This window comes from Jiangella alba (genome assembly GCF_900106035.1).
GTDB lineage: Bacteria > Actinomycetota > Actinomycetes > Jiangellales > Jiangellaceae > Jiangella > Jiangella alba.
This window is the reverse complement of sequence record NZ_FNUC01000003.1, coordinates 1249004-1269437: the sequence shown is the minus strand read 5'-3', so window position 1 is coordinate 1269437 and position 20434 is coordinate 1249004. Positions and strand designations below refer to the sequence as shown.

Sequence of the window (20434 nt, the reverse complement as noted above, 5' to 3'; positions counted from 1 at the left end):
TGCACAACCGCTTGCAGTATCGTCCGCACCCACCTCGCTCCCAGGTCTTGGAGGATCGATGAGCTCCCTTCCGGATGCCCGCCCCGACCGCACGGAGAACCACACCCTCACCCGCCGCGCCTTCACCGCGGCCGGCGCGCTCGCCGGCGTCGGCGCTTTCGTCGCCGGCTCACCCGCGTTCGCCGCCGTCCGCCGCGGCACCGCCGACGCCCTGGTCCCCGCGTTCCCCGGCGCGCTGGGCTGCGGCATGTACACGACCGGCGGGCGCGGCGGCGACGTCTACGAGGTGACCAATCTCAACGACTCCGGGCCGGGATCGCTGCGCGAGGGCGTGCGGGGCAGCAACCGCACCGTCGTCTTCCGCGTCTCCGGCACCATCTACCTCAACTCGCGCCTGGACATGACCGGCTCGAACCTCACCGTCGCCGGCCAGACCGCGCCCGGCGACGGCATCTGCATCGCCGGCTACCCCACCCGCATCGCCGGGCAGAACGTCGTCGTCCGGTACCTGCGCTGCCGCATGGGCGACATCGCCGGGATCACCGAGGACGCGATGTGGTTCCGCCGCACCGCCGACGTCGTGCTGGACCACTGCTCGCTGACGTGGAGCACGGACGAGGCGCTGTCGCCGTACGAGAACACCCGGGTGTCGGTGCAGTGGTGCATCGTCGGCGAGAGCCTGACGATGTCGGTGAACCCCGAGGGGCGGCACGGCTACGGCGGCATCTGGGGCGGCGAGAACGTGTCGTTCCACCACAACCTGATCATCCACAACTCCAGCCGCAACCCGCGGTTCGCGCCGGTCAACGCCACCGGGCCGGACTACGCGCTGACCGTCGACCACCAGAACAACGTCATCTACAACTGGGGCTTCAACTCCGCGTACGGCGGCGAGGACTCCGCCGGCATCAACATGATCGGCAACTACTACCGGCCCGGGCCGGACACGCTGGCCGAGGTGCGCGACCGCATCGTCGAGCCGACGGTGAGCACGCTCGGCGGGCCGGGCACCTGGTACGTGGCGGACAACCACATGGACGGCTCGCCCGAGGTGACCGCCGACAACACGCTCGGCATCGACGGCGACGTGCCGATCACGCTGCGCACCTCGCCGGTGCCGTTCCCGCAGCCGCTGCCGGCCGAGGCGGCGACCGTCGCGTTCGATCGGGTGCTGAACGAGGCCGGCGCGATCCTGCCGCGCCGCGACTCCGTCGACGCCCGGCTGGTCGAGGACGTGCGGCGGCGGACCGGGCGGCTGATCAACTCGCAGACCGAGGTGGGCGGCTGGCCGTCGCTGGCGTCCGTCCCGGCGCCGGCCGACAGCGACCACGACGGCATCCCGGACGCGTGGGAGGTGGCCAACGGGCTGAACCCGAACGACCCGGCCGACCGCAACACCGTCGGCGCCGACGGCTACACGAACCTGGAGCGCTACCTGAACTCCATCGGCGGCCCGGCGTCGGCGAACCCGTCCGTCACGCTGCTGCAGCCGGGAACGAACGCGCTGGTGGCGGCCGCGCGCGCGACCGGCCGGGTGGTGCTGAACGCGTCCGCGACCGGCCACGGCGCCGCCATCGACCGCGTCGAGTTCTACGCCGGCGACGAGCTGATCGGCACCGCCACGCACGCCCCGTACCGCGTCGAGTGGGCCGGTGTCGCCGACGGCAGCTACTTCGTCACCGCCCGCGCCGTCGACACCGACGGCAACGCCACCTCGACCACGTCCACCCCGGTGCACGTCAACCGGATCACCCGCACCGCGCCCTGGGTCGGCGCCGACGTCGGCTCGGTGCCGGTGCGCGGCGCCACGTCGGTGTCCGGCGACGCGGTGACGGTGAAGGGGTCGGGCGCCATCGGCGCGACGGCGGACAGCTTCCGGTTCGCGTTCCAGCGCCGTGACGGCGACTGCGAGATCGTCGCCAGGATCGACGCGATCAGCAAGGTGTACCCGGAGGTGGCCGCCGCGGTGATGGTCCGCGCCGACCTCGCGCCGTCGGCCCCGTTCGCAATGATGGAGCTGACCTACCTGGGCAGCGGCAAGGTGTCGCGGTTCTCGGTCCGGTCCGCGCGCGGCGCCGAGGCCGTCGTCACCCAGTACCCGGCCGTCCCCGAGGAGGTGCCGATCGACACCCCGTACTGGGTCCGCCTCACCCGCCGCGGCGGCACCGTCACCGGCGCCGTCTCCCCCGATGGCGTGACGTGGCACGAGGTCGGCGCCGCGGACGTCGCGCTGCCGCCGTCCGCCTTCCTCGGCCTCGCCGTCGACGGCCACCAGGAGAACACCGCCAACGCCCGCTACACGACGGCCACGTTCGGGGCGGTCACCCTGAGCTGAGGCACGACCCCGGCACGCCCGCCCCCGGGCCGGCGTGCCGGGCCGCCGCCGTCAGGTGGTCCCAGCCCGGCGCAACGAGCTTCCACGTCGTCGCGGTGGCGACAGCATGCTTCCACGTCGCTGCCGACTGCTGGGCTCCGTCAGGTCGTCGTCGGGAAGGAGTAGCTGGCGGCGACGGCGTGGTCGACCCGCGGCCAGCGCGACGTCACGACCTTGGCGCGGGTGTAGAAGGCGATCCCCTCCGGGCCGTGGACGTGCGACTGGCCGAACAGCGAGTCCTTCCAGCCGCCGAAGGAGTAGTAGGCCATCGGGACCGGGATCGGCACGTTGATGCCGATCATGCCGACCTTGACGCCCCGCTGGAACCGCCGCGCCGCCTCGCCGGAGCCGGTGAAGATGGCGGTGCCGTTGCCGTACGGGTTCGCGTTGATCAGCGCGATCGCCGCGTCGACGTCGTCGGCCCGGACGACGGACAGCACCGGGCCGAAGATCTCGTCGCGGTAGACGTCCATCGACGGGGTGACGTGGTCGAGGACGGTGGGGCCGACGAAGAAGCCGTCCTCGTGGCCGGGCACGACCAGCCCGCGCCCGTCGACGGTGACCTCGGCGCCCTGCCGCTCGCCGCCGTCGATGTAGCCGGTGATCCGGTCGCGCGCGGCGGCCGTGACGACCGGGCCCATCTCGCTGGCCTCGTCGCGGCCGGGCCCGACGCGGACGGCGGCCGCCTTGGCCGCCACCGCCTCGACCAGCCGGTCCGCGCCGGCGCCCACCGCGACCGCCGCCGAGATGGCCATGCACCGCTCCCCCGCCGAGCCCATCGCCGCCGCGATCAGGTGGTCCGAGGCGAAGTCGAGGTCGGCGTCGGGCAGCACGACGGCGTGGTTCTTGGCGCCGCCGAGGGCCTGCACGCGCTTGCCGTTGGCGCTGGCCCGCTGATGGATGTACTTGGCGATCGGGGTCGAGCCGACGAACGAGACGGCGGCGACGTCGGGGTGGTCCAGCAGCGCGTCGACGGCGGACTTGTCGCCGTTGACGACGCTGAAGACGCCGTCCGGCAGCCCCGCCTCGGCCCACAGCCGGGCCACCAGCTGCGACGCCGACGGGTCCCGCTCGCTCGGCTTGAGCACGAACGCGTTGCCGCAGGCGATGGCGACCGGGTGCATCCACATCGGCACCATGACCGGGAAGTTGAACGGGGTGATGCCGGCGACCACGCCGAGCGGCTCGCGGAAGCCGTACACGTCGACGCCGGTGGAGACCTGGTCGGAGTACTCGCCCTTGAGCAGGTGCGGGATGCCGCAGGCGAACTCGATGACCTCGATGCCGCGCTGCACCTCGCCGAGCGCGTCGGAAACGACCTTGCCGTGCTCGTCGGCGATGATCTCGGCCAACTCCCGCGCGTGCCGGGTCACCAGCTCGCGGAACGCGAACAGCACCTTGGTGCGCCTGGTGAGCGACGTCTGCGACCAGCTCTCGAACGCCTTCGCCGCGGCGGCGACCGCCAGATCGACGTCGGACGGCTCGGCGAGCAGCACCTCGGCCTGCTGCTGCCCGGTGGCCGGGTTCCACACCGGCGCGGTGCGGGTCGACCCGGCCCGCGTCGTGGCTCCGTCGATCCAGTGCTCGATGGTCCTCATGCGTCGTTCTCCTCCGTCTGCCGTCCCACCAGGGGGCGTTGCGCCTTCTTCTGCCGCTCGTACGCCGCGCGCGCCGCGCGGGTGGTGTCCAGGGCCGCCGTCTCGCTGACGGGGACGTCCCACCAGGAGTCGCTGTCCGGCGCGCCAGCCAGCGGGTCGGTCTCGACGTGGATCAGGATCGGGCCGCCGTCGGCCGGTGCGGCCTTCGCGTCGCGCAGCGCCGCGCGCAGCTCGTCCACCGTCGCGACCCGGACGACGGTGACACCCAGGCTGGCCGCGTTGGCGGCGAGGTCGACCGGCAGCACGCCGCCGTCGAGCCGGCCGCTCTCGCCGGACCGGTACCGGTAGGCGGTGCCGAACCGCTGCGACCCGAGCGACTCGGACAGCGAGCCGATGGACGCGAACCCGTGGTTCTGCACCAGCACGACGACGACCTTGATGCGCTCCTGGACGGCGGTCACCAGCTCCTGCGCCATCATCAGGTAGGAGCCGTCGCCGACCATGACGAACACGTCGCGGTCCGGCGCCGCCATGCGCACGCCGACGCCCGCGGCGATCTCGTAGCCCATGGTCGAGAAGCCGTACTCGACGTGGTAGCCCTTCGGGTCGCGGGTGCGCCACAGCTTGTGCAGCTCGCCGGGCATCGAGCCGGCCGCGTTGACGACGACGTCGCGCGGCCCGCTGACCTCGTTGACGGCGCCGACGACCTCGGTCTGCGCGGGCAGCGGCCGGTGGCCGGCGCCGTAGGCGGCGGTGACGACGGCGTCCCACTCGCGGTTCGCGGCGGCCGCGGCCTCGCGGTGGGCGGCCGCGACCGACCAGCCGGCCAGCTCGGACGTCAACGCCTCGAGCGCGGCCCGGGCGTCGGCCACCAGCGGCAGTCCGGCGTGCTTGGCGCCGTCGAACCCGGTGACGTTGACGTTGACGAACCGCACGCCGGGGTCCTGGAACGCCGTCCGCGACGCGGTCGTGAAGTCGCTGTAGCGGGTGCCGATGCCGATGACGACGTCGGCCTCGCGGGCGAACCGGTTGGCGCCGGGCGTGCCGGTGGCGCCGACGGCGCCGAGCGCGAGCGGGTGGTCGTACGGCAGGCTGCCCTTGCCGGCCTGCGTCTCGGCCACGGGGATGCCGGTGGCCTCGGCGAACGCCCGCAGCGCGTCGGTCGCCTCGCTGTAGATGACGCCGCCGCCGGCGACGATCAGCGGCCGCTTCGCCCCGCGCACCAGCGCGGCGGCGCGGGCCAGCGCGGCCGGCTCCGGGACGGCCCGCGGCACGTGCCAGACCCGCTTCGCGAACAGCTCGGCCGGCCAGTCGAACGCCTCGGCCTGCACGTCCTGCGGCATCGCCACCGTGACGGCGCCGGTCTCGGCCGGGTCGGTGAGCACCCGCATGGCGCCGAGGAGCGCCGACGGCAGCTGCTCGGGCCGCCAGACGCGGTCGAAGTAGCGCGACACCGGCCGGAACGTGTCGTTGACGGTGACGTCCGGCGCGTGCGGCTGCTCCAGCTGCTGCAGGACGGGGTCGGCGACCCGCGTGGCGAACACGTCGCCGGGCAGCAGCAGCACCGGCAGCCGGTTGATCGTCGCCAGCGCGGCGCCGGTGACCATGTTCGTCGCACCCGGGCCGATCGACGACGTGCAGGCCAGCGTCGACAGCCGGTTGCGCATGCGGGCGTAGCCGACCGCCGCGTGCACCATGCCCTGCTCGTTGCGGGCCTGGTGGTACGGCAGCGCGCCGGGGTCGGCCAGCTCGGCCTCCAGCAGCGCCTGGCCGAGGCCGGCCACGTTGCCGTGCCCGAAGATGCCGAAGCAGCCCTCGATCAGCCGGTGCTCGGCGCCGTCGCGCTCGGTGAACTGCGCGGCCAGGAACCGGACCGTGGCCTGCGCGACCGTCAGCCTCATCGCTGCTCCCTCCCCATGGGCAGACGCGGGTCGGGCGCCTGCGCCGCCCACTCGTCGCGGACCCAGGCGTGCGCCGGGTCGTCGCTGATCAGCCACTCGCGGGTGGCGCCCGGACCGGCCATGACGTTCAGGTAGTACAGGTGGTACCCGGGCGCGGCGACGGACGGGCCGTGCCAGCCGTGCGGCACCAGCACGACATCGCCGGAGCGCACCTCGGCCAGCACGTCGATCGGCCGGTCGTCGGTGCCGTAGACGCGGTGGTAGCCGAACCCGGCCGGGTCACTGACCTCGAAGTAGTAGATCTCCTCCAGCTCCGACTCGACGCCGGGGAGGTCCTCGTCGTGCTTGTGCGGCGGGTACGACGACCAGTTGCCGGCCGGCGTCACGACCTCGACGGCGATCAGCCGGTCCGCGTCGAACGTGCCGGCCGAGCCGAAGTTGTGCACCTGACGGGTGGAGCTGCCGGCGCCGCGGATCTCGACGGCGACGTCGCTCGCGGGCAGGTAGCGGGCGGCCAGCCGGTTCGTGCAGGGCGCGGCCGGCAGCGCGAACCGGGCCCGGGCGGCGGCGGTGACGGTCACCGTCGCGTCCCGCGGCACGTAGACGGTGTCGGACGGGCCGCTGAACACGTCGGGACGGCCGGTCAGCTCGAACCGCTGCCCGTCGGCGTCGACGGTGCCGCCGCCGCTGAGCGGCAGCACGAACAGCTCCTCGGCGCCGGTCTCGAACGTGTGCGACTCCCCCGGGCCCAGCTCGAGCACCCGCAGCGACGTCCACCGCCAGCCCTCGACGGTCGACGGGCTCAGCTCGACGGCGTAGGGGCCGCGCGCGGCGGTCCCGGCCGGGTGGTACCAGCTCATAGCAGGCTCACCGCCGTGTCGACCGCCGCCTCCACGTCGCCGTCCGGCGGGTACAGCAGCGACCGCCCGACCACCAGGCCGAGCGCCGTCGGCAGCCGCAGCACCTTCTCCCACTGCCGGAACGCGGCGTCCGGGTCGTCCGGGACCTCGCCGCCGAGCAGCACCGCCGGCAGCGTCGACGCCGCCAGCACCCGCTCCATGCCGGCCGGGTCGTCGTCGACGACGGGCAGCTTCAGCCAGGTGTAGGCCGACGTGTTGCCGAGCCCGGCCGCGACCGCCACCGACCGGACGACCGCCTCGGTGGAGAGGTCGTTGCGCAGCCGGCCGTCGTCGTCGCGGTAGGAGATGAACGGCTCGACCAGCGCGATCTTCCGGCGCTCGGCGAGGTCGTCGATGGCGTGCCCGCAGGCCTGCAGCGTCGGCGCCGTCGCCGGATCGCCGGGGTCGATGCGCAGCAGCATCTTGCCCATCTCGAAGCCCATGGCGTCGAGGCCACCGGCGTCGTAGCCGGTGAAGCGGTCGTCGATCTCGAAGACCGTGCCGGCCAGGCCGCCGCGGTTCATCGAGCCGACCACGACCTTGTCGTCCAGGGCGCCGAGCAGCAGCAGGTCCTCGAGCACGTCGGCGGTCGCGAGCACGCCGTTGACGCCGGGCCGGCTCAGCGCGACGACCAGGCGGTCCAGCAGCTCGCCACGGTCGGCCATCGCCAGCGCGTCGCGTCCGGCCCGCAGGGCGCCGCGGGCCGGGTGGTCGGCCGCGATGACCATGAGCTTGCCGGTCGGGCCGAGCAGCGACGCCGGTCGCTTGCGGGCGGCGGCCGCCGCGGCGATCGCCTCCGGCCGGTGGATGCGCGTCTCGACGATCGCGCGCAGCTGGTCAGCGGACATCTGCGGCCTCCAGGAACGCGGCCACCTCGGCCGTCGTCGGCATGGCGTCGGAGCAGGCCAGGCGGGTCGCGACGATCGCGCCGGCCGCGTTGGCGAACCGCACGGCCTCGCCGAGGCTGCGCCCGTCGAGCAGCTGATGGCACAGCGCACCGCCGAACGCGTCGCCGGCGCCGAGACCGTTGAGCACGTCGACGAGGATCGGCGCGACCTCGTGCTCGCCGGTGTCGTCGACCGCGAGGACGCCCTTCGGGCCCTGCTTGACGACGGCGGCGGCGACGCCGTGCTCCTCGCGCAGCGCCTTCGCCGCGGCGTGCGGATCGCGGGTGCCGACCGCCGTCTCGGCCTCGTCGACGTTGCCGACGGCGTGCGTGACGTGCCGCAGCGCCTCCTGGACGACCGGCCGGGCGGCCTCGCGCGACTCCCAGAACATCGGCCGCCAGTCGAGGTCGAGGACGGTGATGCCGCGCCGCCCGCGCGCCTCCAGCGCGGCCAGCGTGGCCGACCGGCTCGGCTCCTGGCACAGCCCGGTGACCGTCGCCCAGAAGATGCCGGCCTCGCGGACGGCGTCGAGGTCCAGCTCGTCGGCGTGGACCTGCAGGTCCGGCGCCGTCGGCGTGCGGCCGTAGAAGTAGATCGGGAAGTCGTCCGGCGGGAAGATCTCGCACAGCGTCACCGGCGTCGCGAGGTCGTCGACGGCCGTCACGAAGCGGTCGTCGACGCCGTACCCCGTCAGCGCCTTGTGCACGAAGCGGCCGAGCGGGTCGGCGCCGGTGCGGGTGATGACGGCGGAACGGCGGCCGTGCCGCGCGGCGGCGACGGCGACGTTGGTGGCGGAGCCGCCGAGGTATTTTGTGAACGTGGTGGCGTCGTCGAGGCCGACGCCTGCCTGGCCCGGGGGTATCTCAGGATAGATGTCGACGCCGACGCGGCCGATGGTCAGCACTTCGAAGTTCACACCTTCACCTCAGCAATCCTGACGACGCGGCCTTCGGTGCGCGAGAGCGTCGCCGCCTCGGCGACGTAGAAGCTCTCCAGCGCGTCGGCGACGGTGCACGGGCTCTCCCGCTCGCCGCGGGCGACGTCGACGAACGCGGCGATCTCGGCCTCGTAGGCGGGCCGGAACCGGGACCAGAACTCGCGGAACGGCGTGCCGCCGGGGAACGTGACGCCGGGCTCGGCGGAGGTCAGCGCGGCGTGCTCGTCCAGCCCGACGACATGGGTGCCGGCGGTGCCGGCGACCTCCATGCGCACGTCGTAGCCGGCGCCGTTGTAGCGCGAGCCCTGCAGCGTCGCCAGCGTGCCGTCGTCGAGCGTCAGCACGGCCGCCGACTCGTCGACGTCGCCGCTGGCGGCGAAGACCTCGGCGCCGCGGTTGGCGCCGGTCGCGTACACCGTGGTGACCTCGCGGCCGGTGACCCAGCGCAGGATGTCGAAGTCGTGGATGTGGCAGTCGCGGTAGATGCCGCCGGAGGTCGGGACGTACGACGGGTGCGGCGGCTCGGCGTCGGCGGTGATGAGGTGCAGCCGGCGGACCTCGCCGAGCGCGCCCGTCCGCACCGCCTCGCGGGCGGCGGTGTAGCCGGCGTCGAACCGGCGCTGGAACCCGATCTGCGTCGCGACGCCCGCGGCCTCGACCGCGGCCAGGACGGCGCGCGTCCCGGCGACGTCGGGGGCGACCGGCTTCTCGCAGAACACCGGCAGCCCGGCTTCGGCGGCGGCGATCATCAGCTCGGCGTGCGCCGACGTCGCGGCCGCGATGACGACCGCGTCGACGTCCGTGAACGCCTCGGCCGGCGTGGCGACGGCCTCGACGCCCAGCTCGGCGGCGACCTTGCCGGCCCGGACCGGGTCGGCGTCGGCCACCCGCACCGCCGTCACCGCCGGATGGTCGCGCACCACCTGCGCGTGCGCCGCCCCGATGCGGCCGACCCCGACGAACCCCACACGCATGCGCGCTCCCTCCAGACTTTGTCTAGACAAACTAACATACTGACGAACTCTCCTCGTGCCGTCCTGCGAACCACACCGGGCCGCGAGGTCTATCGTGGAAGCGCATTCCTTCGGACGACGGGAGAGTCATGGCCGAGCAACCGCGCGGTTCGGTCACGCTGATGGACGTCGCAGCCCGCGCCGGCGTCTCGCTGGCCACGGCGTCGCGCGCGTTGAACGGCAGCACCCGCAAGGTCGGCGACGACCTGCGTGAGCGCGTCCTCGCCGCCGCCCGCAGCCTCAACTATGCCGCGAACGCGCAGGCCCAGGCCATGGCGCGGGGCCGCACCAACGTCGTCGGCCTGGTGGTGCACGACATCGCCGACCCCTACTTCTCCTCCATCGCCGCCGGCGTCATGGAGGCCGCCGAGGGACACCACGTCCTCGTCACGCTCGGCAGCACGCTGCGCCGGCCCGAGCGCGAGGTCGACTACCTCGTCGCGCTGCGCGGGCAGCGCAGCCGCGCCGTCATCCTCGCCGGCAGCCGCATGGACGACAGCCCGGTCGCCGAGGCGCTGCGCCGCGAGATCGACATCTTCGAGAACGACGGCGGCAACGTCGTCGCGATCTCGCAGAAGCAGCTCCCCGTCGACACCGTCGTCATCGAGAACCGCCTCGGCGCCCGTGAACTCGCCACGTCGCTGGTCGACCTCGGCTACCGCCGCTTCGGCGTGCTGGCCGGTCCCGACGCCATGCTGACGGCGCGCGACCGCGTCCACGGGTTCCGCGAAGGGCTCGGCCGCTCCGGCATCGACCTCGACCCCGCGTTCGTCGTCCACGGCGCGTTCACCCGCGACGGCGGCTACCAGGCCATGAGCACGCTGCTCGGCCGCATCGGCGAGCTCGACTGCGTCTTCGCCGTCAACGACGTCATGGCCGTCGGCGCCATGGTGGCCGGGCGCGAGCAGGGCCTGGAGGTCCCCCGCGACATCGGCCTCGCCGGCTTCGACGACATCAGCACCCTGCGCGACGTCAACCCGGCCCTGACGACGGTCCGGCTGCCGCTGGAGAAGGTCGGCGCGTCGGCGTTCGAGCTGGTGCTGAGCGCCGCCGACCGCACCAAGCCGCGCACCCGGCGCATCAAGGGCGAGGTCGTCCTCCGCCAGAGCACCCGCACCGTCGCGGCCTCGCCGGCCTGATCCCGCCGACCCACCGCCGCGGCCTGACCCCGCCCGGCCCACCGCGGCCTGGCCTCACCAGCCTGGCCCCGGCTTTCCGTCCGCCGCCGGGTAAGCGCCTTCCCTATTTGGCCAGGTGGCACGACTAATTCGGCCCGAACCGCCCGCCACCTGGCGACATCCCCGTCGCACCAGAGGTTGCGCGCCCGCGCCGCCACGCCGTACGGTGTGTGGGCAAGCGCTTTCCACAGGAGGTGGCATGGCAGTCAAGTCGCTCGGTGTCGTGATGAACGGCGTCACCGGCCGCATGGGTTACCGGCAGCATCTGGTCCGGTCGATCCTCGCGATCAACGAGCAGGGCGGGGTCGAGCTGTCCGACGGCTCCCGCGTCACGCTCGACCCGCTCCTGGTGGGCCGCAGCGAGGAGAAGCTGCGCGACCTCGCGACGCGGCACGGCCTGGAACGGTGGACCACCGACCTCGACACCGCGCTCGGCGACGCCGCCAACGTCGTCTACTTCGACGCCCAGCTGACCTCCGTGCGCGAGGAGGCGATCGTCAAGGCGATCGACGCCGGCAAGCACGTCTACACCGAGAAGCCGGTGTCCGAGACCGTCGAGGGCGCGCTGACGCTGGCCAAGCGGGCCAGGACGGCCGGCGTGAAGAACGGCGTCGTGCACGACAAGCTGTTCCTGCCCGGGCTGCTGAAGCTGCGCCGGCTGATCGACAGCGGGTTCTTCGGCCGCATCCTGTCGGTGCGCGGCGAGTTCGGCTACTGGGTGTTCGAGGGCGACTGGCAGCAGGCGCAGCGGCCCAGCTGGAACTACCGCAGCGAGGACGGCGGCGGCATCGTCGTCGACATGTTCTGCCACTGGGACTACGTGCTGACGAACCTGTTCGGCCGGGTCGAGGCGGTCACCGCGCGCGCCGTCACGCACATCCCGGAGCGGTGGGACGAGCGCGGCCGGCGCTACGACGTCACCGCCGACGACGCCGCCTACGCGATCTTCGAGCTGGCCGGCGGCGCCGTCGCCCAGTTCAACTCGTCGTGGGCGGTGCGCGTGCACCGCGACGAGCTGCTGGAGCTGCAGGTCGACGGCACGCTCGGCAGCGCGGTCGCCGGGCTGCACCACTGCGTCATCCAGCCGCGCACCGCCACGCCGCGGCCGACGTGGAACCCCGACCTCGCCGACGAGCAGCGCTACCGCGAGCAGTGGCAGGACGTCCCCGACAACGCGCCGCCGAAGAACGGCTTCATGGCGCAGTGGGAGCAGTTCGTGCGGCACGTCGCCGAGGACGGCCCGCACCCGTACGACTTCCTCGCCGGCGCCCGCGGGGTGCGGCTCGCGCAGGCCGGGCTGCAGTCGTCCGACGGCGGCTGCCGGGTGGAGCTGCCGGAGCTGACGCTGTGACCGGCCTCGACCTGCGGCTGCCGGGCGCGGACGGCGGGCTGCGCACGTACACGATGAGTCCTCCGGGCTCGTGGGAGCGGCCCACGGCGCCGTTCACGTCGCGGGTCGCGTTCGCCGCCGCGCACGTCGTCGCCGACCCGCTGGGCGAGAACCGGCCCGGCGCTCCCGCCGTCGTCGACTGGGAGCACACGCTGGCGTTCCGGCGGCACCTGTGGTCGTACGGCCTGGGCGTCGCCGAGGCGATGGACACCGCGCAGCGCGGCATGGGCCTGGACTGGGCGGCCACGCAGGAGCTGATCCGGCGCAGCGCGGCCGAGGCACGCGCCGCGGGCGGGCGCATCGCGGCCGGCGCCGGCACCGACCACCTCACCGGTCCCGCGTCCCTCGACACCGTCGCGGCCGCCTACGAAGAGCAGCTCGGCGTCGTCGAGGATGCCGGCGCCCAGGTCATCCTCATGGCCAGCCGCCAGCTGGCCGCCGTCGCGACCGGCCCGGACGACTACCGCAAGGTCTACGACCGGTTGCTCGCGCAGGCGTCGGCGCCGGTGATCCTGCACTGGCTGGGACCGATGTTCGACCCCGCGCTGGCCGGCTACTGGGGCGCCGACGACGTCGGCGTCGCGGCCGACCACGTGGTGGCGCTGATCGAGGACCACGCGGCGAAGGTCGACGGCATCAAGGTGTCGCTGCTGGATGCCGCGTTCGAGGAGGCGCTGCGGCCGCGGCTGCCGTCCGGAGTCCGGCTCTACACCGGCGACGACTTCAACTACCCGGCGCTGATCCGCGGCTCGTCCGACGCGCTGCTCGGGATCTTCGCCGCCATCGCCCCCGCGGCGTCGGCGGCGCTGCAGGCGCTGGACCGCGGCGACGTCGCCGCCTACGAGGCCGCCTTCGCACCGACCGTCCCGCTGGCCCGTCAGGTGTTCGGCGAGCCGACCTATTACTACAAGGCCGGCATCGCGTTCCTCGCCTGGCTGTCCGGCCTGCAGCCGGGGTTCGTCATGGTCGGCGGGCTGCAGAGCGCGCGGTCGCTCCCCCACCTGGTGCGCACGTTCGAACTGGCCGACGCGGCCGGGCTGTTCCCGGACCCGGCGCTGGCGGCCGCCCGGTTCACGTCGCTGCTGTCGGCCTACGGGGTGGTGTGATGGACCGGTTGTCGTTGAACCAGCGGACCACCGAGCGGTGGTCGGTCGCCGAGGCCGTCGACGGGTGCGTCCGGGCCGGCATCGGGTCGATCGGGCTGTGGCGCGAACCGGTGCAGTCGTGCGGCGTCGCTGCGGCGGCCCGGATGGTCGCCGACGCCGGGCTGCGGGTGTCGTCGCTGTGCCGGGGCGGGTTCATCACCGCGTTTCCCGGCCCCGAGCGCGACGCCGCCCTGGACGACAACCGGCGGGCCATCGAGGAGGCCGCCCTCCTGGGCGCGGACTGCCTCGTCATGGTGGTCGGCGGGCTGCCGCCCGGGTCGCGCGACCTCGCCGGGGCGCGGGCCCGGGTCGCCGACGGCATCGGCGCGCTGGTCCCCGACGCCGAGGCCGCGGGCGTCCAGCTGGCGCTGGAGCCCATGCACCCGCTCTACTGCGCCGACCGCGGCGTGCTGTCGACGCTCGACCAGGCCCTGGACCTCGCGGCCCCCTTCGCCCCGTCGTCCGTCGGCGTCGTCGTCGACACCTTCCACGTCTGGTGGGACCCGGTCGTCGAGGCCGCCATCGCCCGCTCGGCGGGGCGCATCTCGAGCTTCCAGGTCTGCGACTGGATCACCCCCTTCCCCGCCGACGCCCTGCTGTCGCGCGGCATGATGGGCGACGGCCACATCGACTTCCGGTACTTCCGCCGGCTGGTCGAAGCGGCCGGCTACGACGGCCCCATCGAGGTCGAGATCTTCAACGCCGACCTCTGGGCCGCCGACCCCGACGAGGTGGTCGCCCTCATGCGCAAGCGCTACGAGGAACACGTCCTCGGCTGACCCGAACCGATTGGGAACCGGACCCCCTCGCCTGCTAAAGTTCAGCGTCGGCCGGAACGTTCGGTTCACCGATCCCGCATAGCTCAATTGGCAGAGCATCTGACTGTTAATCAGAGGGTTCCTGGTTCGAGTCCAGGTGCGGGAGCAGAAGAGCCCCTGACCAGCATCGGAACAGATGCGTGGCAGGGGCTTTCTCGATCTCCCGGTACTGCGCCGATCACGGGGTGACGGGCAGCGCCGCCACCCCGTGATCCGAGGTCATCGAAGCCAGAACGAGTAGAGGTCGGCGCCGGTGATCTCGAACCGGATCCGCACCTCCTGACCTTGCAGGGCGGACAGGTCGCGCTTGCCCGACCACGCCAGGACGCCGTCCAGGGTGTCCTTGCGCACGCGCACCGAATCGGCCAGCGAGTAGCCCGGGATGACCGCGCCGGTCTCGTCCAGCAGTTCGGCTCGCACGCCGCCCTTTCGGGCCGACGGCGCCACGTTCACGTGCAGCGACGAACCGTCGACGGTCACCGGCATGGTCGTCAGAAGGCCGGGCCGGTCGCCGGCGTTGCTCATGGAGACGAACCCGTCGCGGCGCCAGGTGGCGATCGACGTGGTGGTGCGACGGTCGAAGGTGCCGTGCGTACCGTCCCAGCCGGTGTAGAAGACCCGGACCGTGGAGTCGTCGACGACCGCCTGCGACGAGGCCATGACCATGCCGTCGTCCCGATCGCCCGCGGACGTCAGCGGGATGAGCGGGTCGCGCGAGGGACGGTTCCAGCCGGAGTCGAGGTCACGGCTCGCGGCCACCTGCACCTCGATCGTGCCGTCGCCGCCGCTGCCCGGGACGCCGGTGCCGGTGACCTCGTACATGGCCGGAAGACCGATGAAGATCCCCTCGTAGGCGAACGACGGCAGGCCGTACACCTGCATGTCCGAGGCGCCGTTCGCCGTGGCCTGAGCCTTGTCACGGACGTCGGCCTCGAGCGAGACCACCGGCGCGGTGAACGTCACGAAGTCGTCGGAGAACGAGATGAACTGCACCCGGTTCTCGGCGCCCTGCTGGTTGGGCGGCATCGGCTGCTTGGTGATGGCGTAGTAACGCTGCTCGTACGGGTCGTAGCCCAGGTTCTGCACGTCGCCGTTCGGGATCACCGGGTTGGCGGCGTTCGGCGTCCAGTGGATGCCGTCGGGCGAGGTGTAGGCGTGGTAGCCACGGGGGTTCGGCTTGAACGCCAGCATCTTGTAGCGGCGGGCGGGATCCGGGTCGGCGGGATCGTAGAGCACGGTGCCCGGAGCGTCCGTGGAGTAGATGTTGTTCGCCGTCGAGCCCTGGTACTCGTGCAGGCCCAGTTCGGGCTTGGTCCAGCGGACCCCGTCGGTGCTCTCGGCGTACAGCCCGTAGTTGTGGAAGTCGACCAGGCTGAAGGTGCCGTACCAGGCCTGGAACTTCCGCAGGTCGGGGTTGTAGAGGACGGTGTTGCTGTAGACGTAGTTGTTCGCCTCCCACGGCTTGTCCGCGATCAGCGTGGGCGCGCTGCGGCGCGGCGGATGGACGATGCGCTCCACGTCGGGCGACGTCGTGGCGATCCGGTAGTCGTCGACGAAGAGTTCACGGGTTCCCGGGAGGGTCGGGTCGTAGTCGTCACGAGGACCGGTGAGGGTGGCGTCGTCGATCAGGCTCACACCGGCCGTCGTGGAGCCGCCGTAGAGCATCAGACGCATGCGGGTGGCGCCCGTCGGCGCCTTCGCCGTCACGACCTGCTCGGTCCACTCCGTGAGCGTCCCGGGCCGGGTGTCGGCGGTACCGACGAGCGCCCCGGCGTCGTCGTGGAAACGGATCGTCAGCCAGGCCGTCGTGCCCGACAGCGTCCGCATCCAGGCCGAGGCGCGCACGTCCTGCCCGCCGAGAACGTCGACGAACGAGCTCTGCAGGCAGACGATGCCCCCGGCGGTCGGGTCGGTGAGCTTCGCGCTGCGCTCGCCCGCATACGCGTCCTCGGTGGTCGGCTCCACGGTGGTGCCGCAGGCCGGTGACGTCAACGGGAACCACCCGGCGATGGTGCCGTCCGCGGCGACGTCCTCGAAGCCGGGGTTGTCGATGCCGGCGTCGATCGCTGCGACCGGTGCCTCGCCGGCGGGCGCAGCCTCGCCGGCCGGCGCAGCCGCGGCACCGGTGCCGGCGCCGGCGTCGGTCCCGGCGTCGGTCCCGGCCGCGGGCTGCACCAGGGCTGCCGCGAGCGCGGCCGAAACCGCGATGATCCCCGTTCTTACGGCGAATCGTCTCATCATGCCGCGCAGTCTGGCAGACCTCGGCACCTGCCGAAACCAGGCGTTCCGACTGCTGAAACTCGCTAGCGTCGCACCGGGTAGCGCAGGTGCAAGGCTCGCCGGCCCTGCACGACCGCCGGGTCCTCGAGCAGCTGATGGCCGCCACCGAGGACCGAGAAGTACGGGATGCCCTCCCCGAACAGCACCGGCACCAGGCTCACGCACACCTCGTCGAGCAGGCCGAGGGCCAGCGCCTGCTGCGTGACGTTCGCGCTGGCGATCGTGACGTCCTTGTCTCCGGCGATCGCCTTGGCCCGCTCGACCGCCGCCGCGACACCGTCGACGAAAGTGGTGGTGGGCCAGCGTTCGGCGGCGTCGGCCGGCGGCTGGTGCGTCACCACCACGACGGGTGAGCCGGCCGGGTGCTTGTCGCCCCAGCCGTCGGCGATGTCGAACAGCCGGCGCCCGGCGATCAGCGCGCCGACGTTCTCGGTCAGGTCGCGCAGCACCGTCGCGCTCGCGTCGTCCACGGCGAAGCGGACGGTCTCGTTGGGGTTGTCGACGGCGACGTCGCCGGCTTCGTACCACTCGAACAGCTCGCCGATGCTGTCGTCGGGCTGGGCGATGAAGCCGTCGAGGGACATCGTCATGTGGCTCAGGACCTTGCCCATCGTGGACCTCCTTGGTTCCAGTCTGTACCGACCGTGTCCGGCCGGAGAACTCATCGCGGCAGCGCCGCCCACAGGTCGCAGCGGTGATCGGCCGCGAACGGCGTCGGCGCGACGGCGGCCGACGACAGGCCGAGCACCGCGCCGGTCGCACCGAACTCGGGCCAGACCGGCCGGCCGGGGCCGTTCGGGTCGCCGGTGCGCGCGAACGCCGTCCAGTAGTCGATCATCGTCGCCGACAGTCGCTGCTGATCCGCGTCGAGCGGCGGGTACGGGTCCCACGCCATGTCCAGGTCCCACAGGTACGACAGCTCCAGCCCGTGGAACGCGCCCATCGGGAACCCGTCCACGACCTCGCGGCTGTCCTCGGCGAACTCGTAGGCGTAGACCGGCTGGTGGACGGCGGCGGCATCGGCCGTGCGAAGCGCCGGGCAGGCGCCGATGCGGCCGCCCCAGTCGGTGAGCACGGTCGCCAGCGCGACCGCGGGGTCGTCGCCCGGCGGGTACTCGGCCAGCACCGTCTCCGCGTCGGCGCCGAACAGGCCGGTCACCGCGGCCCGGTGGTCGTCCGCCGTCACCGTCTCGCCGACGACGAACGCGCGCATCTCGTCGCGCGCGGCGCCGGTCAGCAGCGGCACCCGCGCCGCCGACCCGTCCCGCAGGGCGTCGCCCGGCTGAACCGGCAGCGACGGCGTCCCGGCGACCGGGTTCCACGGGCCGTCCGCCACGCGCGACGTCAAATCGGTACCGGCCCGGGCAAGGACGCGGACCAGCTGCTCCGGCGCGACGTCGCGCAGGCAGCCCGCCACGTCGGCGGTGCCAGCAGCGAAGGCGGCGGTTCCGGCGGTTCCGGCGGCGTCCGCGGCGGTTCCGGAGGCGTCCGCGGCGGCGGTTCCGGTGGCGTCGGCGTCGGCACAGCCGAGGTCGGCCGTCGCCCGCTCGCCGAACGCCTGTGCCGCGGCGAGGTCGGGCACAGGGTTGTCGCAGGCGCCGCTCTGCACGATCGCCCGGTCGAACATGCCGCGCGCGTCCGGCGAGGCGAGCTGGGCGCACACCGAGCGGGCCCCCGCCGACTGCCCGGCCAGCGTGACGTTGCCCGGGTCGCCGCCGAACCGGGACGCGTTGCGACGCACCCAGCGCAGCGCCGCCGCCTGGTCCATCAGCCCGTAGTTGCCACCCGCCGTGTCCAGTGCCGGCGCGGACAGGAAGCCGAGCGCGCCGAGCCGGTAGTTCACGCTCACGACGATGACGTCGCCGGCGGTCGCCAGCCGGGCCGCGTCGTACTCGCGGGCGCCGCCGCTGGTGAAGCCGCCGCCGTGCAGCCAGACGAGCACCGGCAGCCGGTCGCCGCGCCCGGCGCGCGCCGGCACGGTGACGTCGAGGTACAGGCAGTCCTCCTGCCCGACGACGCCCTGCATGCCGCCCTGCGGACAGTACGGGCTCGGCGTCATCGCGTCCCTGACCCCGCGCCACGGCCGCACCCCGGCGGGTGGGCGCCAGCGCCGCTCCCCCACGGGCGGGGCCGCGTACGGGATGGCGGAGTAGCGGACGTGGTCGTCGGCGACGGTGCCGCGCAGCCGGCCGGCGTCGATCCGGACGACGCCCGGATCCGGCTGCCCGACCCCCGCGGCCGTAGCCGGGGCGGCGCTGACGGCCGGGGCTGCGGTCGCGGCCGGGGCGGCGGCCGTAGCCGGGGCGGCGGTGACGGCCGCGGCCGGGAGGGCGGTGACGGCCGCGGCCGGGAGGGCCGCGGCGACGGTGGCGAGGACGGCGGTGCTGACGGCGACGGCGGACAGGGATCGGACGAGCGCACGCATCGACATGGCGGTCAGTCTTCGTGGCCGGAGCCGGCGGCGCGTCCGTCCAGTGGACCGATCGCCAGTACGTCGAGCCGCGTACCCCGTACGGCGATCCGCGTACGCTGACGCCGTGACCAGGTATGTGATCGGCGCCGATGTCGCCTTCCGGCTGTCCGCCGAGCGGATCGCCGTCGCGGCCGAGCACCAGCTCGTCGCGCCGACGCTGCTGCGGTCGCAGCTGCTGGCCGACCTGTACCAGGCGGTGCGGCGGGGCGAGCTGTCCCGCAAGGAGGCCGACGCCCGCCTCGACTACGTGCGCGGGCTGCGCATCCGCCTCCTCGGCGACCGCGTGCTGCAGGCCGTCGCGTGGACGATCGCGGCCGACCTCGGCTGGCCCGACACCTACGCCGCCGAGTACGTCGCGCTGACCCGCCTGCAGGCCGACGCCTTCGTCACCCTCGACGCCGCCCTGGCCGAGGCGGTGCGCGACGTCGTCACCGTGGCCCCCTTCGAGTCGTTGCTCTGAACTGAGTCTTGCGGAAACAGTATCCATAGGACACTATTGTCCTCCCACTGAAATAGTTGACCGGCGGACACAGTGACGCCGGCGCGAGGAGGAGACGCCCATGACGACCGGCAGCGGCAGGGTGACCTGCGACGCCTCGATCACCGCCGACGGCTACTCGGCCGGGCCGGGCCAGACCGAGGAGCGCCCGTTCGGCGCCGACGGCGGCGACGGCTGGGGCAGCCGGCTGCACGCCTGGATGTTCGACGACCCCGAGGAGAGCCGGGCCGAGATCGACCAGATCAATGCCGCCCAGGCGTTCATCATGGGCCGCAACATGTTCGGTCCCGTGCGCGGCGAGTGGGACCGCGAGTGGAACGGCTGGTGGGGCGACAACCCGCCGTTCCACGCCCCGGTCTTCGTGCTCACCCACCATCCGCGCGACCCGCAGCCGATGGACGGCGGCACGACGTACCACTTCGCCACCGACGGCATCGACCGCGCGCTCGAACAGGCCCGCGACGCGGCCGGCGACGGCGACGTGTCGATCATCGGCGGCGCGGCCACGATCAACCAGTACCTCACCGCCGGGCTGATCGACGAGCTGCGCCTGCACGTCGTGCCGCTGACGCTCGGCGCCGGCACCCGCCTGTTCGACGGCGTGCCGTCACTGCGGCTCGAGCAGGTGGGGTCGCGTGCGGCGGCCGGCGTGACACACCTGACCTATCGCGTACTGCACTGAACCCGCTCCACTGAGCGCACCGCGCTGAGCCCGGTGTCGAGCGGACAGGTCGGCGAACGCCCGCAGGCAGGCCGACCCAGACCAGCACGACGCGCGGCAGCCAACGCCGGGCGGGCCAAGGCCGTACCCGGCCGGCCGGCCGACGCCGACCACCCCCGCGTACGCCCAGCCGACGCGTCGCAGGCCGACGTGGGACCGGCGCACGTGTGGCCAACGCGGCGCGGGCCAGAACGCCACGCCGACCGGCACCACCACGGCCGCACCCGGCACGGTCGCAGGCCAAGCCGGGACGGGCGACCAGCGCAAATGCGCAGCCGTCCGTCCCCAGCCACGGCACGCAACCGCCCGGCCGACGCCGAT

General features: G+C 73.4%; 16 protein-coding genes and 1 tRNA gene. 8 read left to right on the top strand and 9 right to left on the bottom strand.

Going from position 1 to position 20434, the window contains the following annotated elements; translation table 11 throughout:
- Positions 1-58: 58 nt before the first annotated feature.
- Entirely contained in the window at positions 59-2335 is a 2277-nt protein-coding gene (locus BLV02_RS08390) for an Ig-like domain-containing protein (protein ID WP_069110940.1), read from the top strand.
- A 140-nt stretch (positions 2336-2475) separates the two neighbouring features.
- On the opposite strand, the gene BLV02_RS08385 is transcribed toward BLV02_RS08390, so the two are convergent.
- Genes BLV02_RS08385 through BLV02_RS08360 form a run of 6 tightly spaced genes read right to left on the bottom strand, consistent with a single transcriptional unit; the run spans position 2476 to position 9570 of the window.
- The gene (locus BLV02_RS08385; protein WP_069110941.1) at positions 2476-3972 is read right to left on the bottom strand and encodes a CoA-acylating methylmalonate-semialdehyde dehydrogenase; all 1497 of its coding nucleotides are present in this window, start codon (positions 3970-3972) and stop codon (positions 2476-2478) included.
- Positions 3969-5873, bottom strand: coding sequence for a 3D-(3,5/4)-trihydroxycyclohexane-1,2-dione acylhydrolase (decyclizing) (gene iolD / locus BLV02_RS08380; RefSeq protein ID WP_069110942.1), 1905 nt, complete (start codon positions 5871-5873; stop codon positions 3969-3971). The genes BLV02_RS08385 and iolD overlap by 4 nt, the downstream gene beginning before the upstream one ends.
- On the bottom strand, positions 5870-6733 hold the full coding sequence (iolB, locus tag BLV02_RS08375; RefSeq protein WP_069110943.1) for a 5-deoxy-glucuronate isomerase: 864 nt from the start codon (positions 6731-6733) through the stop codon (positions 5870-5872). The genes iolD and iolB overlap by 4 nt, the downstream gene beginning before the upstream one ends.
- Positions 6730-7620: a Cgl0159 family (beta/alpha)8-fold protein gene (locus tag BLV02_RS08370; protein WP_069110944.1), complete on the bottom strand. Its 891-nt coding sequence runs from the start codon at positions 7618-7620 to the stop codon at positions 6730-6732. The genes iolB and BLV02_RS08370 overlap by 4 nt, the downstream gene beginning before the upstream one ends.
- The gene (gene iolC, locus BLV02_RS08365) at positions 7610-8575 is read right to left on the bottom strand and encodes a 5-dehydro-2-deoxygluconokinase (RefSeq protein ID WP_216094154.1); all 966 of its coding nucleotides are present in this window, start codon (positions 8573-8575) and stop codon (positions 7610-7612) included. The genes BLV02_RS08370 and iolC overlap by 11 nt, the downstream gene beginning before the upstream one ends.
- Positions 8572-9570 (bottom strand): Gfo/Idh/MocA family protein, encoded by a 999-nt coding sequence (locus tag BLV02_RS08360; RefSeq protein WP_069110945.1) that lies wholly within the window; start codon positions 9568-9570, stop codon positions 8572-8574. Before BLV02_RS08360 ends, iolC begins: the two co-directional genes overlap by 4 nt.
- Before the next feature lie 128 nt (positions 9571-9698).
- On the opposite strand from BLV02_RS08360, the gene BLV02_RS08355 reads away from it, so the two are divergent.
- The 5 genes from BLV02_RS08355 to BLV02_RS08335 all read left to right on the top strand — a co-directional run bounded on the left by BLV02_RS08355 (position 9699) and on the right by BLV02_RS08335 (position 14246).
- Positions 9699-10748 (top strand): LacI family DNA-binding transcriptional regulator, encoded by a 1050-nt coding sequence (locus BLV02_RS08355; RefSeq protein ID WP_069110946.1) that lies wholly within the window; start codon positions 9699-9701, stop codon positions 10746-10748.
- Positions 10749-10986: 238 nt separating this feature from the next.
- Positions 10987-12138, top strand: a complete 1152-nt coding sequence (locus BLV02_RS08350; protein WP_069110947.1) for a Gfo/Idh/MocA family protein — start codon at positions 10987-10989, stop codon at positions 12136-12138.
- Positions 12135-13283, top strand: coding sequence for a dihydrodipicolinate synthase family protein (locus BLV02_RS08345; protein ID WP_074946227.1), 1149 nt, complete (start codon positions 12135-12137; stop codon positions 13281-13283). Before BLV02_RS08350 ends, BLV02_RS08345 begins: the two co-directional genes overlap by 4 nt.
- Entirely contained in the window at positions 13283-14101 is an 819-nt protein-coding gene (locus BLV02_RS08340; protein WP_069110948.1) for a sugar phosphate isomerase/epimerase family protein, read from the top strand. Before BLV02_RS08345 ends, BLV02_RS08340 begins: the two co-directional genes overlap by 1 nt.
- 72 nt (positions 14102-14173) lie before the next feature.
- Positions 14174-14246: transfer RNA gene (locus BLV02_RS08335), tRNA-Asn, on the top strand.
- 113 nt (positions 14247-14359) lie between these two features.
- On the opposite strand, the gene BLV02_RS08330 is transcribed toward BLV02_RS08335, so the two are convergent.
- From BLV02_RS08330 to BLV02_RS08320, 3 genes are all read right to left on the bottom strand, one after another.
- Complete coding sequence (locus BLV02_RS08330; protein ID WP_141711527.1) at positions 14360-16381, bottom strand: hypothetical protein; 2022 nt, start codon at positions 16379-16381, stop codon at positions 14360-14362.
- Positions 16382-16443: 62 nt separating this feature from the next.
- Positions 16444-17031, bottom strand: a complete 588-nt coding sequence (locus BLV02_RS08325) for a dihydrofolate reductase family protein (RefSeq protein WP_069110950.1) — start codon at positions 17029-17031, stop codon at positions 16444-16446.
- 50 nt (positions 17032-17081) lie between these two features.
- Positions 17082-18851, bottom strand: a complete 1770-nt coding sequence (locus BLV02_RS08320; protein ID WP_216094155.1) for a carboxylesterase/lipase family protein — start codon at positions 18849-18851, stop codon at positions 17082-17084.
- A gap of 106 nt (positions 18852-18957) precedes the next feature.
- Between BLV02_RS08320 and BLV02_RS08315 the strand changes: the two genes are divergently transcribed.
- Positions 18958-19353 carry a type II toxin-antitoxin system VapC family toxin gene (locus tag BLV02_RS08315; RefSeq protein ID WP_069110951.1) on the top strand — a complete coding sequence of 132 codons (396 nt, stop codon included), beginning with the start codon at positions 18958-18960 and terminating at the stop codon, positions 19351-19353.
- Positions 19354-19453: 100 nt separating this feature from the next.
- The gene (locus tag BLV02_RS08310; RefSeq protein ID WP_069110952.1) at positions 19454-20074 is read left to right on the top strand and encodes a dihydrofolate reductase family protein; all 621 of its coding nucleotides are present in this window, start codon (positions 19454-19456) and stop codon (positions 20072-20074) included.
- Positions 20075-20434 lie beyond the last annotated feature (360 nt).

Coding starts and splice junctions, on each gene's coding strand:
- BLV02_RS08390 (WP_069110940.1), top strand. CDS start 59: ATGAGCTCCCTTCCGGATGCCCGCCCCGACCGCACGGAGAACCACACC.
- BLV02_RS08385 (WP_069110941.1), bottom strand. CDS start 3,972: ATGAGGACCATCGAGCACTGGATCGACGGAGCCACGACGCGGGCCGGG.
- iolD (WP_069110942.1), bottom strand. CDS start 5,873: ATGAGGCTGACGGTCGCGCAGGCCACGGTCCGGTTCCTGGCCGCGCAG.
- iolB (WP_069110943.1), bottom strand. CDS start 6,733: ATGAGCTGGTACCACCCGGCCGGGACCGCCGCGCGCGGCCCCTACGCC.
- BLV02_RS08370 (WP_069110944.1), bottom strand. CDS start 7,620: ATGTCCGCTGACCAGCTGCGCGCGATCGTCGAGACGCGCATCCACCGG.
- BLV02_RS08360 (WP_069110945.1), bottom strand. CDS start 9,570: ATGCGTGTGGGGTTCGTCGGGGTCGGCCGCATCGGGGCGGCGCACGCG.
- BLV02_RS08355 (WP_069110946.1), top strand. CDS start 9,699: ATGGCCGAGCAACCGCGCGGTTCGGTCACGCTGATGGACGTCGCAGCC.
- BLV02_RS08350 (WP_069110947.1), top strand. CDS start 10,987: ATGGCAGTCAAGTCGCTCGGTGTCGTGATGAACGGCGTCACCGGCCGC.
- BLV02_RS08340 (WP_069110948.1), top strand. CDS start 13,283: ATGGACCGGTTGTCGTTGAACCAGCGGACCACCGAGCGGTGGTCGGTC.
- BLV02_RS08330 (WP_141711527.1), bottom strand. CDS start 16,381: ATGATGAGACGATTCGCCGTAAGAACGGGGATCATCGCGGTTTCGGCC.
- BLV02_RS08325 (WP_069110950.1), bottom strand. CDS start 17,031: ATGGGCAAGGTCCTGAGCCACATGACGATGTCCCTCGACGGCTTCATC.
- BLV02_RS08320 (WP_216094155.1), bottom strand. CDS start 18,851: ATGTCGATGCGTGCGCTCGTCCGATCCCTGTCCGCCGTCGCCGTCAGC.
- BLV02_RS08310 (WP_069110952.1), top strand. CDS start 19,454: ATGACGACCGGCAGCGGCAGGGTGACCTGCGACGCCTCGATCACCGCC.